Raw genomic sequence first — 14,168 nt, forward strand, 5'->3', positions numbered from 1 at the left:
CCTCCATCGTAGCAAACTCGTCCTGTCCGCGTTCCTCCAGCCCGTCCGGTCCACCGCGGGGGTGGGACTGAAAGGGGCTGCCGCGCTCGGCCCGGTGAGACGACGCAAGGACCGCAACGCAGTGAGGACCGCAGCGAGTCGCAACCGGTCGAGCGTGGCAGGGGCTTTCACCGTATTCGCAGTAACAATCAAACCGAATCTCAGTCATCGCTGGCCTCCGTTTCAGCCGAGTTTTCCGAGGAGCCGCGATTCGCCCAGTCGCCATAGAGGAACGAGCGCTCGTAGCCCGCGCCGGTCACGGCGTCGCCGATGACGACCAGTGCCGAGGCACGATACCCTGCTTCCTCCACTTTATCGGCGATGTCACCGATCGAGCCGACGATCACGTCCTCGTCCGGCCACGAGGCGTGATAGATTACCGCGACCGGCGTCTCAGGGTCGTGGTCGTCCTCGAGCAGCCGATCCATCGTGTCTCGAACCGCGTGGGTGCCGAGGTAGATGCAGGTCGTCACGTCGCCCATCTCGATGAAGTCGGAGATGTGGTCTTCCTCCGGCGTCAGGGTCTTGCCCTGCGGCCGGGTGAACGCGACGTGGTTCGAGACCTCGTTCAGCGTCAACTGGGTCCGCAGCGTCGCGCTGGCCGCGAACGCCGACGTGACGCCGGGCACGAAGTAGGTCGGGATCCCCTCGTGTTCGAGCGCGTCCATCTGCTCGAGCGCGGCCCCGTAGATCGCGGGGTCGCCGCTGTGGAGCCGGACGACGTTCTCGCCGTCCTCGTAGGCGTCCCGCATCAGGGGAATCAGTTCCTCGAGGTCCTTGCCGACCGAATTGACGAGTTCGGCGTGGCCGCAGTACTCGTCTAACAGTTCGCTGTTGACCAGCGAGCCTGCGTGGACCACGAGGTCGGCTTCCTCGAGCAGTTCTTTCCCGGCGACGGTCAGCAGCCGCGGGTTGCCGGGGCCGGCCCCGACGAAGGGAATGCCCTCCTGATCGTCGCCGGCGCTGTGCTCGAAGATCCGGTCGTCCAGTTCCTCGCGGCGGCGCTCGCTTTCCGAGTCGATCGCGTCCTGCGGGTCGTCTGGCGTCTCGTCGGTCATCGATGGCCTCCGCAATCGCCGCCTTCGCAGCCCTCGGTGCGCTCGAGGGCGGCCAGTTCGTCGTCGCTCAGCTCGCGGCCGCCATCTGATCGAACCTCCGACTCAGTACCGTCGGTCTCGAAGGCGGCCGTCGCCTGCTCGACCTCGAGGGCTTCCTTCTCGGCGTAGGCGAGCGTGTAGTAATCGCGCTCGTCGATGTCTTCGGGGTCGTCGGTGACGAGCGTCTCGCCTTGCTCCATGAACAGTCGGCGGCCGTAGGTCACGTCGTAGCCGGCGTCTACGAGCCCTTCGTGGGTCGCCGGCGCGTCGGTGACCTTGAAGAGGATCATCCGATCCGGTCCCGTCGGACTCGCCCCACTTGCAGCCTCGCGGAGCGAGAGACCTGCACCGGCTTCGATCTCGACGCCGAGCGCGGTCGCAAAGGCCGTCACCGCGCTCACACCAGGGACGATCTCGAGGTCGACCTTAGGGTGGAAGGCGTCGATCGTCCGGCGCAGGTGGCCGAAGGTCGAGTAGACGTTCGGATCGCCCAACGTCACGAAGGCGACGTCGCCGTCGCGCGCGTTCGGGGCGATCTCCGCCGCGGCCTCCTTCCAGGCCGCCCGGAGCTTCTCCTCGTCTCTCGTCATCGGGAAGTCGAGGTCGCCGATCTTCGACTCGGCGACGTGGTTCAGCGCGACGGTCCGCGATAAGCGGCCCGGCGAGTAGACCACGTCGGCGTTCTCGAGGACCTGCTTCCCGCGAACGGTCACGAGGTCGGCCTCGCCGGGACCGAGTCCGACGCCGTAGAGCGTCATTGGCGGGTGCTCCCTCCATCGGCAGCGACCGTCTCACCGTCGTCGTCTGTCGTCGCGCTCCCGACCAGCATGTAGACCGGATTATCCGAGTTGAAACTCGTCGCGCCGGCGAGTTCGTAGCCGTGGCTCACCTGAAACTGGACGACCTCTTCGAGGAGATCGCGCTCGCGGAAGGCCTCGGTCGCCGTCCCGGCGACCTCGAGCCGCGAGACGTTCATCACGATGCGGTCGACGCCGGTCTCGACGGCGTGATCGAGCACCGCCTCGAAGTTCCGGCTCCCGCCCAGAAAGAGGGCGTCGGCGTCGTCGGGCAGTCCCTCGGGCGCTTCCGCGTTGCGGAGTTCGACGGCCGCGCGCACGGACTCCTCGTTCGCGGCGAGGTTCTGCTCTGTCGTCTCGAGGCGTTCGGCCTTCCGTTCTATGGCGGTCACCCGCCCGGCTCGCTGTGCGGCTTCGATCGTGACGGCCCCCGTACAGGAGCCGACCTCCGCGAAGTGGTCGTCCGGCTCGAGCGCGAGCTTCGAGCGGACGACGGCGCGGACCTCCGACTTGGTCGGCCCGGCCTTCGCGTCGTGTGGAAGCGCGATGGGTGGCATCACCCGTTGGAACAGAGCCCGTCCCTAAAACAATTTTGTTTGGAATAGAGCAACTTCGATTGCTCAGACGAAGTTGGAGTAGAACAACGAGAGTTGTTAAAGCGAGCTCGACTGTCAGTGACAGCGACGGGCCGCTGACCCGCGTTCGAGCCGTCGGACCGTCGGCTCGAGCGCCGCGGACTGCCGGTTTTATCACTCTATGTCGCCGTTGATACCGAGTCCCTGCCCGGAAGTTGCCCTGCTGGCCGATGACGCTCGAGATGTTACTCAGGAGTTATGCTCCGACGCCTTGATGTCCTCGTAGAACGCCTTTGTGCAGTTGAACGTCCCGTGTAAGTTGACGTCTATGACGGTCTGCCAGTCCTCGTCGGTCGTGTCCTCGGACGTTCGGTCGATCGTAATCCCCGCGTTGTTGACCAGCACGTCGATCGCACCGAGTTCCTCGTGGACCGTTTCGGCCATTCGTTCGACCTGCGCCGGGTCGGAGACGTCCGCCTGTACCGGCACCGCCGTCTCGCAGTTCTCCTCGATAGTTTCGGCCACCTCGAGCGCTCGTTCCTCCGTAGAGCGAAAGTTGATCGCTACGTCGGCACCACAACGGGCGAGTTCGAACGGGGTATCGCGACCGATCCCGCGCGAGGAACTAGTGACGAGGCAGGTGCGGTCAGTCAGTGGCTTTCGCTCCAGGGGGTCGAGTCGCTGGATGGTTTCTGCCATACGCGCCCCTACTCGGCTGATCGTGTTACTTAGTTGACTATACTCTCAGAATCGTGAGTGGCCGTGTGACCGTCAGTCCGTCGTCACGACACGCTCGAGAAACCGGTCGAACGCCCCGCTCTCAGGGTGGACGTGGACGTACGTACCCAGCGAGTCGTACTCGATCAGGCCGTCGTGGTCGCCGTCGATCCCGTCGCCACGGGCCGTTTCGAAGGCGAATCGGGCGTCGCCGTCGACGTCGGCGCTCGAGTAGTGGAACTCGTGGCCCCGAATCGTCTCGCCGGCGTTCGCGGTCAGCGTCCCCTCGGTGGCCTCGAGTTCGACGTGATCGAGCGCCTGATAGCGGTCGTGCATCGTCACGTCCGCAGGGAGGATGCCGGCCATCTCGCTGCGCTCGCCGTCGGCGGTGGTCAGCGACCGGCTCATCGCCATCAGCCCGCCGCACTCCCCGAGGACGGGCAGCCCCTCGCTCGCCCGTTCGCCCAGTTCCGCGAGGGTGCCGGCCGACTCGAGGTCGGCGGCGTGGAGTTCGGGGTAGCCGCCGGGGAGATAGACCGCGTCGCAGTCGGGGACGGGGTCGCCCGCTACAGGCGAGAACGTCACCAGTTCCGCATGTTCGTGGAAGCGCTCGATCGTCGCCGGATACCGGAAACAGAAGGCAGCGTCGCTGGCGACGGCGATCGTGGCGTCGACCGTTTCGACGGCTCCGGCGGTCGAGGACGGCGTCTCGGGTGCTGGCGGCTCGCTCGACACGTCTGCCAGTCGCTCTGCCTCGAGCGACTCGGCGGCTTCCCGGAGCGCGTCCCTCGGAAGCGCCGCTTCGTCGCCCATCTCGAGGCCCAGATGTCGATCGGGGATCTCGAGGTCGCCGTTCGGCGGAATCCGGCCGAAATACTCGAGATCGTCGGGTAAGGCGTCGCGAATGCCCTGCTCGTGACGGCCGCCGTGGGCGCGCTGGGCGACGATCCCGGCGACGTCGATATCGCGACCGATGGCAGCCGCGTACTCGCGAAAGCCAAGCGCCGTCGCCGCGACGCTTTCCATGCCCGCCTTGGCGTCAACCACGAGGACGACCGGCAACTCGAGGGCCTCGGCGACCATCGCGGTGCTCGAGCCGTCGCCGTCGTACAGCCCCATCACGCCCTCGACGACGCAGATATCGCCCTCGCCGCGGCGGTAGTTTCGGCGCAGTCCGTCGGTCCCCTCAAGCCACGAATCGAGCGTCCGAGACGGGCGACCTGCGATCGCCTCGTGATGGCTCGGGTCGATGAAATCGGGGCCGGCCTTGGCCGGTTGCACCGCGTGGCCGGCGTCCTCGAGTGCCTGTACGATCGACAGCGTCGCCACCGTCTTGCCGACGCCGGAACTGACGCCGCCGAGAACGAACCCCTTCATGGTCCTCGCGCCGGGAATCGATCCGGGTTCGCGGCGATTCGTTCGATCCGCATCGGCGTCCGGGTCTCGTCCATCACTGTATTTGCGTTAGCACAACTGACCTTGAATCCGTCGGTGGCAACGATGCGTCAGCCACCGCCGGCACCGGCCGAGCGTCGGCCGATGTCTGCCCACCTCGATCGAGTCGCCGTCCTATCGGATGGAACACCGACGACGCTCACGTCGTCCGACGACGCGTCCGTCCGGCGATAACACCCGCGGTTTGCGAATCGACGGATAAAATACGCGTTTGGCGACCATTTTAGCCAACCGACATCGTTCCCTAATACGATGGTTGGGACGACCGAATCACACGAACCACACGTCGTCGCGCTCTGTGGCAGTCTGCGCGACGGGAGCAGAACGAAAATCGCTCTCGAATCGGTCCTCGAGGCCGCACGGGAGAACGGAGCGACGACGGAACTCGTCGATCTCCGCTCGTACGAACTCCCGAGTCTGAACGCCGTCGAACCGGAGCCGTCGGACGCCGATCACCTCCGTGCGACGATCGCAGACGCGGACAGCGTCGCGCTCGGCACGCCCAACTACCACGGGTCGTACACCGGGGCGCTGAAGAACGCCCTCGACTACTGTCGCCGCGAGGAGTTCGCCGAGACGACCGTCGGGCTACTCGAGGTGGCCGGCGGTGAGTTCCCCGGGTCGGCGATCGCACACCTCCGGACCGTCAGCCGGACGCTACACGCGTGGCCGCTCCCGACCGAGGTCGCCGTTCCCAACTCCCGTACGACGATCACAGATGACGGAATCGAGGACGACGCAGTCGCCGACCGCGTCCGCCGTCTCGGTCACGACCTCGTCGCGTACGCCGACGTATCGAGCTATCCCGAGACGGTCGAGAGCGGAACGACGGGAGCGGGATCCGGTGCCGATGACTGAACGCAGCGATGCGGCTTCGCGTTCGCGCCGCCGGCGTCAGCGTCAGTCCCATCGATTGGATGGTCCGGGGGGAGGGTATACCGACGGCGCGCTCTCGCCGTTGCTACCGGTTGTTCCGGTTGGGACCTGTCGGGCGTCGTCGAGACACGGCGACTGTGGGCTGCCGATACCGGTCGGAACGGACGGAATCGACCGCTCGAACGATCGCAACCCAATTGAGGCGAGCGCACGTCCGATCGACCGACAGTCATGAGCGACGCGATACCGACTCCGGCCCCGGCGCTGAAAGAACGCGCCGGCGTGGTCAACGCCCTACTCGATGGCGAACAGACGGTGCTCGTCCGGCATCCGACTCTCGACCCCGGCGATCTCGAGGGCCGGTTCGTCCTCTATCCGGCCTACGCGCATCAGGAGCCAGCACGCTACCAGTCCCGGTACGAGGACTACTACCACCGGGCGAGCGCTAAGCCCGAGGCCGGCGTGCCGATTCGCGCCGTCGCCGAGGTCCGCGAGGAGTTCGCCGTCTCGAGCGACGACCTCGAGGCCCTCTCACGCCACTACGTCTACACGCCAGCGGGGCTACGAGACAAGTACGATCCGGACGACGAATTACGGGTCCTGTTGCTCCGCGTGTCGACACTCGAGTCGCCGACGATCATCGAGGAACGCGGGAGCTACCGGGGGTGTCGAACCTGGATCGAACTGGCCGATGCGGTCGAACTCGATCTCGCGTCGACGACGCCGGTGCTCGACGACACAGCCTTCGCCGAACGTCGAGCGGCGCTCAGAGACGCACTCGAGTAAGAGAGCGCCGACGGTTTCAGCGCGTGACGCTACGGAGGACCGCCGTAGCCCTCCCAGAGGAGGTTGCCCTCGGCCTGATAGTGGTGGACGAGTTCGGCGATGAACTCCTCGCGGCTTTCGCCCTCGGCGATGTGGCTGTCGATCTCCTCGAGGAGGTCCTCGCTCACTTCGATGGTAGGGCTCATGGCGGAACGTCGGCCGCGACTCGGAAAAGGACAGGGCCGGCCTATTCTACGCCGCGCGCCAGTGACCGCCCGCCGGGCTGCGGGCCGAGCTATCCGCGTACGACCGATTCACACCACCGACGGACTTAACCGCTCGAGTCGGCTACGACCGTCGGATCGAACTATGAGTGGGAAAAGCGGGAGTGACACCGAGATCGAGCACCACCTTCGGGAAGCGCTGCAGCACTTGAGCGAGGCCCGCGACGCCGACGACCTCCGAAAGACCAACGCTGTCGCGCTCGAAGAGGTCGAGAACACCGTTTCGACGGTCTTACGGGAGTACGAGCAAGTCGAGTGAGGCCGATCTGATCGGTCGCTCCAGCGCAGGGGTGCCGTCCGCGGCCGGCCGATCGAGACGGGGACGTCCGTGGCCTCGCGCGGAGTCTCACCACGGTGCCGGTTCTCGAAACAGTTATTTTGTTCGACGGTCGATTGAAGGGAACAATGTCGTTCGAAGATCGTCGGATCGGTTCGAACCGATCTGCAGGCCGGACCAGGGGTGGCCAGTCGTGACGACTCGAGACGACGAGACCGTCAAAGAGCGCGTCCAGCAGTATTGGGACGGCCGTTCGGAGTCGTACGACGGAGACAGCCACCACGCCATCCACAGCGACGAGCAGCGCGACGCGTGGCTGTCGATCCTCCGGGACTGGACCGGTGACCCACCTCGACGAACGCTCGACGTCGGCTGTGGAACGGGCGTCATCTCGCTGTTGCTGGCCGAACTCGGTCACGACGTCACCGGAGTCGACCTCTCGACGGACATGCTCGAGCGCGCTCGAGCGAAAGCCTGCGACCGCGGCCGGTCGGTCGAGTTCCGAAACGGGGACGCGGAATCGATCTCGGATCCCGAAAACGCATACGATCTGGTGACGGCCCGGCACCTCGTCTGGACGCTGCCGAACCCGTCGGCGGCGCTTCGGGAGTGGCAACGAGTCGTCCGTCCGGGCGGCCGGATCGTCCTGGTCGAGGGTCACTGGGACTTCGACGAGGCGTTCGACGGCTATCAGGAGATCCACGACGAGTTGCCGCTGTACGACGGCCGGCCGCCGGGAGAGTTGGTGGACGTACTCGAAGAACACGGGCTCGAGCGGGTCGAGTACGAGCCGCTGATGGAGTCGGTGCTCTGGGGCGAGGAGCCGAACTACGAGCAGTACGTCGTTGCCGGCGACGTTCCGGAGTGAAACGGGGCGGAAGAGACCGAACGGAGACGGTGACGGACCGCCCGCGATACCATCGATCCGATCTGCTAAAGATTTATGAGTTGACACGTACTCGGCGGTAACACACGATGGGGACCGTCGAATGACGACCGACACGGAATCGAAGTCGAGGGAGACTGCGAGATCGATCCGCGATCCGCGGGTCGTCGGCCGAGGGCTCCTCCTCGTCGGAGCGCCGTTTCTCCTCGCGGTCGTTCTGTGGATCCATCCGAGCGCGGGCAACGAGCCGTTCGCGGCCCTCTCTCCGGTCGTGGACACGTGGTTTCTCGTCCATGCGCTTCTGTTACCGCTCTTTGGTCTCCTCGGGATCGGCCTCTACCTATTGCTGAGCGAGTACCGCGGGACCGTCGCAACCGTCGGACGGGTCGGCGTCGCAGTGTATCTCGTCTGCTATCTCGCGTTCGAAGCGATCGCCGGCATTGCGACGGCCGTCCTGATTCGAGAATCCGGTGACCTCACTGCCGACCAGCGAGAGGGCGTCGCAGCGGCCGTCGACGTCGTGCTGACGGAGCCGATCGACGGCGTCGCGGGCCTGCTGGCGGTCGTCGGGACCGTCGGTAACCTCGTCGCCGTGCTCGCGATCGCCGTTTTGCTTCGGCGCTCGGGCGCGCCGCTCGTCCCGGTCGTCCTGCTCGCCGGTTCGCCGATCGCTCTCGTCGCCCACGGTGCCACTCCGGGGGCCACGATCGGTATACTGGCGTTCTGTTTCGGCGTCGCGTGGCTCGAGTTCGGCTGGCGCTTGGCAGACTGACGAAAGAGACGGCGTCGAGTCGTCGGCGGATCACGACGCACGCCAACGGATCGACGACGCGAATCGTCGGTTTCAGCGTCGTGCCGACGTTTTAGCCTTCGATTCGATCGGCTGTCGAACGGCGAGCACCACCAGATCGGAGAACGGCGTGTCGTCTGGACCGCTCCCGCCGGCGTGTTCCGACAGCTCCGCGAGCGTGAACCGGTAGATCGCCTCGTCCTCGTGGGTCAGCTTCTCGAGCACCAGCGCCTCAAGGTTCGGATCAGCACCCTCCTCGAGCAGGAAGGCCGCGATATCTCCAGGCATCCGGTCGTAGGGCCGGGGGAGCACAAGCAGATGGCGCTCGTCGACCGTCGCGGCGGCCGCAAGGCGTTCCATGTCGGCCTCGAGGTCGCCGCTCTTGTGGAGCGTGACGAACGCGGTGTCCTCCATCGGCGTGCGGGCGCGGCTGGCGGCCATCTGGAGCGAGGAGATGCCAGGAACGATGCGGACTGGAATATCGGAATCCTCGCGTTCCACGGCGTCCTGCACCTTCCCGACGAACTGGTAGCCCGAGTGGTTGGGGTCGCCCATCGCGACCGCGGTTCCGGACTCGCCGGCCGCGACGCGCTCGCCGAACTCCTCGAGCGCCTCGGCTTCGTCCTTATAGCCGCAGGTCAGCAGGTCGGCGTCGGTCAGGTCCGCGACGAACTCCACGACGGTCGTGAAACCGACGACGACGTCGGCTTCGCGGATCGCTCGCTCCCCGCGAGGGGTGAGATACTCCTGGTTGCCGGGGCCGACGCCGACGGCGTAGACGGGATCGTCGGTCGATTCGTCGATATCCGGCTCCGCCGCCCCCGCAGCGAACGTCGCCGGATCCGGCCCCGCCTCGAGGTCGTACTCGTCGCTCATTCGTCCTCGCTGTCGGACTCGACCCTCGCCGCTCGAGCCTCGGCCGTCAACTCGAGGTCAAGGTCGTCGGTCCGCACATCTTTCGCGACGTGGATCAGTTCGTTCGTCAGCGCCGCTGCCAGCCCGCTGCCGCCGCGGCGGCCGACGTTCGTGATCGCCGGCACGCCGTGCTCCTCGCTGATCTCGCGGATGCGCTCGCGGCTCTCCTCGGCCTTGACGAAGCCGACGGGGGTCGCGACGATTGCGGCCGGGCGCGTGCCGTTCTCGATACAGTCCGCCAGCGCGAAGGCGGCCGTCGGCGCGTTACCGATCGTCGCGATCGCGCCGTCGTAGGCTCCCTGTTTGTCGAGTTCGAGCACCGACGCGGCGGTTCGGGTCATCCCCGTCTCCTTCGCGAGTTCGGCGCCGTTACCGATCGCCTTGCGCTTCTCGCAGTCGTGACCGCGGCCGGTGATTCCGGCCTTGGACATGGTGATATCCGTGACGATGGTCGCCTCGTCGAGCACGGCCTGCGCGCCGGCCCGAACCGGCGCGTCCTCGTCGTCGCCGAGGTCGTCGCTCCCGGTGAACTCGATCAGGTGCTGGAACTCGATGTCGCCCATCGAGTGGACTGACTTTTGGCGGATTCGATCGGCCAGCGTCTCGTCCGGCACGAACTGGCGGACGATGTCCATGCTCGTCTCGGCGATCTCCATCGCGTTCTGCGTCGTCGCGCCGAGGTCGGCGTACTCCTGTTCGAATCCCTGCTGTTCCGTGCCGTCAGTCATCGGTCGATACCTCCGCGTCCGCACCGACGCCCTCGTTGGTCGTTCTGGCCTCGAGGTCGCCTTCGACTTCGAGGTTCAGGTCGCGAAGGCGGTCGACGGTCTCCTCGTCGGCGTCCCAGAGGTCGCGTTCGATCGCCTCGAGTAAGGTGTCCGTAATGGACTCGAGCGCCCACGGGTTCACGTCGCGCATCCACTCCTGGCGATCCTCGTCGAACGCGAACTTCTCGGCGACCTCCTCCCACAGCGTGTCCGAGACGACGCCCGTCGTAGCGTCCCAGCCGAGCGTCACGTCGACCGTCGTCGAGAGGTCGCCCGCGCCCTTGTAGCCGTGTTCCTCCATGGACTCGAGCCAGTCGGGGTTCAGGACCCGGGAGCGCATCGCCTTGCGGACCTTCTCCTCGTTCGTGTAGACGTCGACGTTGTCGGGATCCGAGGAGTCGCCGACGTAAGCGGCCGGCTCCGCGCCCGAAAGCTCACTCACGGCGGAGATAAAGCCGCCGTGGAAGGCGTACCAGTCCGAGGAGTCGAACTCGTCTTGCTCCATCGTGTCCTCGAGTTTGACCGTCGCGTCGACGGACGAGAGGCGGCGCTCGAAGGCGTCGTGGGCGTCGGAGACGCGCCCTCTCGACCCCATCGCGTAGCCGCCCCACTGGACGTAGACGGAGGCGAGATCCGACCGGTCGTCCCAGTTACCCTCGTCGACGGCCTTGTTCGTCCCGGCACCGTAGCCGCCGGGCTTGGTCGTGAAGACCCGATGCTTTGCGGCCTTGTGGGCGTCGGATTCGTCGAGCCCCTCCTCTTCCTCGAGTTCCGCCTGCTCTTCCTCGACGTGTTTCTTCACGTAGTTCATCTCGAGGGGCTCGTCGAGATCGACGACCGCGTCGACGGCGTCGTGGATGACCCCCGCAGCGGCGGGGAAGGCGTCCCGGAACAGCCCCGAAACGCGGGTCGTCACGTCGATTCGGGGTCGGTCGAGTTCCTCGAGCGGGATCGGCTCGACGTTGTCGATCCGGCCGGCGTCGGTCCACTGGGGCTCGACGCCCATCATCGCGAGCACCTGTGCGATCGTCTCGCCGCGGGTTCGCACGGTGGGTGTCCCCCAGGCGACCACGCCGATCTCCTCGGGGTACTCGTCGTTTTCGTCGTAGTGGCGCTCGAGGACGCCCTCGGCGACCTCGCTCCCGACCTGCCAGGCGGCCTTCGCAGGCACCTTGCGGGGGTCGAGCGTGTAGAAGTTCCGCGCCGTCGGGAGCAGGTCGACGCCGCCGCGGGTCGGCGCGCCCGAACCCCCGGGAGGCACGTACTCCCCCGAGAGGGCGTCCGCGGTGCGCGGGATCTCGTCTTCGGCCCCCTGCACGCGGGGCTGGGCCTCCTCGCAGACGTACGCCAGCACCTCGCGCAGGTCGTCGTGCGCGCCCGACTTCGCTCGCGCGTCGCCGATCGTCTCGAGGTCGACCACGAGCAGATTCATGTTCACCTCCTCGTCCGGACCGGCTTCACGTTCCGATTCGGGCACGTCGAAGCCGTGTGCGGCCAGCGTCTCGAGCAGGTCGACGCTGGTCTCGTAGACTTCGTCGGCGGCCTCGGCGTAGGTCATCCCGAGGGCCTCGTCGTACTCGCCGGGCGCGTTCAGCATTTGCTCGTAGTCGACGCCCAGCACGCCGGCCACGCTCTCGCGCAGACTCGGCGCGCCGGGATTCTCGAGTCGGGTGAGCGCGACCAGATATTCGACAAGGCGCTCGTCGGCCGGTGGTTCGGACATTGTGTGTAGCCCTAACCGGATTTGAGTCGTCTTCACGTCGGTCAGGTACTCGTGGACGCGCTCGACGAGTTCGTCAACGTCGACCGCATCGCCCGCGACTTCGCCTTCCGCGAGCGTTGACCCGGCCTCGTCGGGGCCGCGAACGTCCGCCTGCTCGTCGATCGTCCCCGAAATCCCGAGTTCGACGGCGAGGTCGAGTTCCTCGACGTTCTCGCGGATCAGCGTCTCGAGGTGCTCGCCGTCGTCGGCGCGGGCGTCCTCCATGCCGGCCTCGCGATACTGGTTCGCGAGTTCCTCGAGTTCCGAGAGCTCGTCGTAGGTGCCGGCGTTTCGCATGACCGGCGTCAGGTAGTCGACGATGGCCGCGTAGGAGCGGCGCTTGGCCTGGGTCCCCTCACCGGGGTTGTTCACGATGTAGGGGTAGACGTTCGGGATGTCGTCGATCAACTGGTCGGGCGCGCTCTCGCCGTTCAGCCCGACCGTCTTCCCGGGGAGCCACTCGAGGCTACCGTGGGTCCCGAGGTGGACGACCGCGTCGGTCTCGAAGGAATTCCGGAGCCAGCCGTAGAAGGCGTAGTAGTCGTGGGGCGGCTGGAGATCCGAGTCGTGGTAGACCTTCGAAGGGTCCATCCCGAACCCGCGCGGGGGCTGGACGGTGACGAGGACGTTGCCGAACTCGACGCCCGGGATCGCGAACGGGCGGTCCGGCGGGTTGCCCCACTCCTCGACGATATTCTCCTGGAAGCGTTCGTCGGCGCTGCTGAACCAGCCCTCGTAGGTCTCCGGCGATACCACGTCGACAGAGAGATCGCAAACGTCTTCGGGCGCGACCCAGCGGTCCTCGAGCGTCAATTGCGCGGTCAGTTTCTCCACGAGCGACTGTCCGCTGTCCGGCATGTTGTCGCCCAAATCATACCCTCGAGCGTCGAGTTCCTCGAGCAGGTTGACCGTCGACTCGGGCGAATCGAGGCCGAACGCAGTGCCGATCCCGTCGTCGCTCGGCGGGTAGTTGTGCAGGACGACGGCGACCTGCTTGTCCTCGTTGGGCGTGTGGCGCAGTTCGGCCCAGTTGACCGCGAGCCGAGTCGCGTGGTCGATCCGGTCTGCGATCGGGAAGTGGTGTTTCGGCGCGGAGCCGATGCCGGCCTCGTCGTCGGTGCGCTCCTTGCCCGAGATCGGGTGGGTGATGACGTTACCGTCGAACTCCGGCAGCGCCACGGAGAGAGCGAGTTCGAAGCCCATCACGCCCGTGTCGCTGGATTCGTACCGCGGGCGCGAGCGCATGGTCGTGATCGTCTGGAGGACGGGAACCCCGAGCCGATCGAGGAAGACGTCTTCCGCGGAATCGCCTTCATCGCTGGCGCTGCGGCCGCGCTCGTCCATCGAGAGTGAGAACATAAAGGAGGAGAGCACGGCGTCGACGATCGGCTCGCTACCGGCGGCTTCGCCGCCTTCTCGAGGCATCTCCGACGCCTCGCTGTCGTCGAGCAGCCAGTTGTCGGTCACCCACTCTGCGTCCTCCTGCTCGTCGGTGTCCGTTGCCGGGTTACAGAAGATCGGCAGGGCGTTTGCACCCTGCTCCTCGAGCGCCCGGACCTGCGCGTCGACGTAGCGGGTGTTCTCGTGGGTCCAGTGAGACTCGTAGAACCAGATCGCGACCGTCGGCTTCCCGGGGTCGTGGGTCGCGAGCAGGTCCTCGTACTCGATCCCCGGATAGTCGGGGTGGTAGACGCCCTCTGTCGGCAGTTCCGTGGGCTCGTCGTACTCGAGGTCCCGGCCCTCGTACTCGGCGGCGAGGAACCGACAGAGGTTCTCGACGTTGATCGTCCCGCCCTTCTCGAGGTAGTCGTAGACCAGCTCACGATGCGCCGTCGAAACCGTCGTGTCCTCGACGGCGAATGCGTCGCCGGTCGCCTTGACGATCAGCGGGACGCCCGCGTCCTCGAGCGCGCTCGTCGCGTAATCGTAGCCCGGCATGCTGTCTTCGGCCCCGTGCAGCCAGCAAATCACTGCCGCGGCGTCGCGCGATTCCTCGACGAACTCCTCGACGGCGGCCTCGTCCTCGAGGTCGCTTTCCGAGCGGACCACGAGTTCGATATCCTCGAGGCGGTCGGCAGCCCGCCCGATCGAGCCGAGTTCGTTCTCCGTCGCGGTATATATCCCGATCGTTGTCATCGCGTTTTTAAACCTCTATTGTATTAGCTC

Annotated in this window: 13 protein-coding genes and 1 pseudogene; 5 read left to right on the forward strand and 9 right to left on the reverse strand. The window is 66.3% G+C overall.

Going from position 1 to position 14,168, the window contains the following annotated elements; all coding sequences use genetic code 11:
• Window positions 1-200: 200 nt before the first annotated feature.
• The 5 genes and pseudogenes from ACJ70B_RS04335 to ACJ70B_RS04355 all read right to left on the reverse strand — a co-directional run bounded on the left by ACJ70B_RS04335 (window position 201) and on the right by ACJ70B_RS04355 (window position 4,602).
• Window positions 201-1,097, reverse strand: a complete 897-nt coding sequence (locus ACJ70B_RS04335) for a cobalt-precorrin-4/precorrin-4 C(11)-methyltransferase (protein WP_408959187.1) — start codon at window positions 1,095-1,097, stop codon at window positions 201-203.
• Window positions 1,094-1,894, reverse strand: a complete 801-nt coding sequence (locus ACJ70B_RS04340; protein ID WP_408959188.1) for a cobalt-factor II C(20)-methyltransferase — start codon at window positions 1,892-1,894, stop codon at window positions 1,094-1,096. Before ACJ70B_RS04340 ends, ACJ70B_RS04335 begins: the two co-directional genes overlap by 4 nt.
• A complete protein-coding gene (cbiT, locus tag ACJ70B_RS04345) occupies window positions 1,891-2,490 on the reverse strand; it encodes a precorrin-6Y C5,15-methyltransferase (decarboxylating) subunit CbiT (protein ID WP_408959189.1) in 600 nt (199 codons plus the stop codon). The genes ACJ70B_RS04340 and cbiT overlap by 4 nt, the downstream gene beginning before the upstream one ends.
• Before the next feature lie 229 nt (window positions 2,491-2,719).
• A pseudogene (locus ACJ70B_RS04350) lies at window positions 2,720-3,207 on the reverse strand (SDR family NAD(P)-dependent oxidoreductase); the annotation flags it as partial.
• 72 nt (window positions 3,208-3,279) lie between these two features.
• Complete coding sequence (locus ACJ70B_RS04355) at window positions 3,280-4,602, reverse strand: cobyrinic acid a,c-diamide synthase (RefSeq protein WP_408959190.1); 1,323 nt, start codon at window positions 4,600-4,602, stop codon at window positions 3,280-3,282.
• A gap of 330 nt (window positions 4,603-4,932) precedes the next feature.
• Here ACJ70B_RS04355 and ACJ70B_RS04360 point away from each other — a divergent pair, with 330 nt between their 5' ends.
• Both ACJ70B_RS04360 and ACJ70B_RS04365 read left to right on the forward strand, forming a co-directional pair.
• Window positions 4,933-5,538 (forward strand): NADPH-dependent FMN reductase, encoded by a 606-nt coding sequence (locus ACJ70B_RS04360; RefSeq protein ID WP_408959191.1) that lies wholly within the window; start codon window positions 4,933-4,935, stop codon window positions 5,536-5,538.
• A 249-nt stretch (window positions 5,539-5,787) separates the two neighbouring features.
• Entirely contained in the window at window positions 5,788-6,342 is a 555-nt protein-coding gene (locus ACJ70B_RS04365; protein WP_408959192.1) for a DUF1802 family protein, read from the forward strand.
• 29 nt (window positions 6,343-6,371) lie between these two features.
• Here the strand turns inward: ACJ70B_RS04365 and ACJ70B_RS04370 are convergent, their stop codons facing one another.
• Window positions 6,372-6,527, reverse strand: a complete 156-nt coding sequence (locus ACJ70B_RS04370; protein WP_408959193.1) for a ribbon-helix-helix domain-containing protein — start codon at window positions 6,525-6,527, stop codon at window positions 6,372-6,374.
• Between the two features lie 163 nt (window positions 6,528-6,690).
• Here ACJ70B_RS04370 and ACJ70B_RS04375 point away from each other — a divergent pair, with 163 nt between their 5' ends.
• From ACJ70B_RS04375 to ACJ70B_RS04385, 3 genes are all read left to right on the forward strand, one after another.
• Window positions 6,691-6,864 (forward strand): hypothetical protein, encoded by a 174-nt coding sequence (locus tag ACJ70B_RS04375; protein WP_408959194.1) that lies wholly within the window; start codon window positions 6,691-6,693, stop codon window positions 6,862-6,864.
• Window positions 6,865-7,075: 211 nt separating this feature from the next.
• The gene (locus ACJ70B_RS04380) at window positions 7,076-7,750 is read left to right on the forward strand and encodes a class I SAM-dependent methyltransferase (RefSeq protein ID WP_408959195.1); all 675 of its coding nucleotides are present in this window, start codon (window positions 7,076-7,078) and stop codon (window positions 7,748-7,750) included.
• A gap of 121 nt (window positions 7,751-7,871) precedes the next feature.
• Window positions 7,872-8,540 carry a hypothetical protein gene (locus tag ACJ70B_RS04385; RefSeq protein WP_408959196.1) on the forward strand — a complete coding sequence of 223 codons (669 nt, stop codon included), beginning with the start codon at window positions 7,872-7,874 and terminating at the stop codon, window positions 8,538-8,540.
• Window positions 8,541-8,612: 72 nt separating this feature from the next.
• Here ACJ70B_RS04385 and ACJ70B_RS04390 read toward each other — a convergent pair whose 3' ends face one another.
• Genes ACJ70B_RS04390 through cobN form a run of 3 tightly spaced genes read right to left on the reverse strand, consistent with a single transcriptional unit; the run spans window position 8,613 to window position 14,138 of the window.
• Window positions 8,613-9,434, reverse strand: coding sequence for a cobalt-precorrin-7 (C(5))-methyltransferase (locus tag ACJ70B_RS04390; protein WP_408959197.1), 822 nt, complete (start codon window positions 9,432-9,434; stop codon window positions 8,613-8,615).
• The gene (locus ACJ70B_RS04395; RefSeq protein WP_408959198.1) at window positions 9,431-10,201 is read right to left on the reverse strand and encodes a precorrin-8X methylmutase; all 771 of its coding nucleotides are present in this window, start codon (window positions 10,199-10,201) and stop codon (window positions 9,431-9,433) included. The genes ACJ70B_RS04390 and ACJ70B_RS04395 overlap by 4 nt, the downstream gene beginning before the upstream one ends.
• Complete coding sequence (gene cobN / locus ACJ70B_RS04400) at window positions 10,194-14,138, reverse strand: cobaltochelatase subunit CobN (protein WP_408959199.1); 3,945 nt, start codon at window positions 14,136-14,138, stop codon at window positions 10,194-10,196. Before cobN ends, ACJ70B_RS04395 begins: the two co-directional genes overlap by 8 nt.
• Between the last annotated feature and the right edge of the window lie 30 nt (window positions 14,139-14,168).

It is taken from the genome of Natrinema sp. 74 (genome assembly GCF_046097095.1).
Taxonomy (GTDB): Archaea; Halobacteriota; Halobacteria; order Halobacteriales; family Natrialbaceae; genus Natrinema.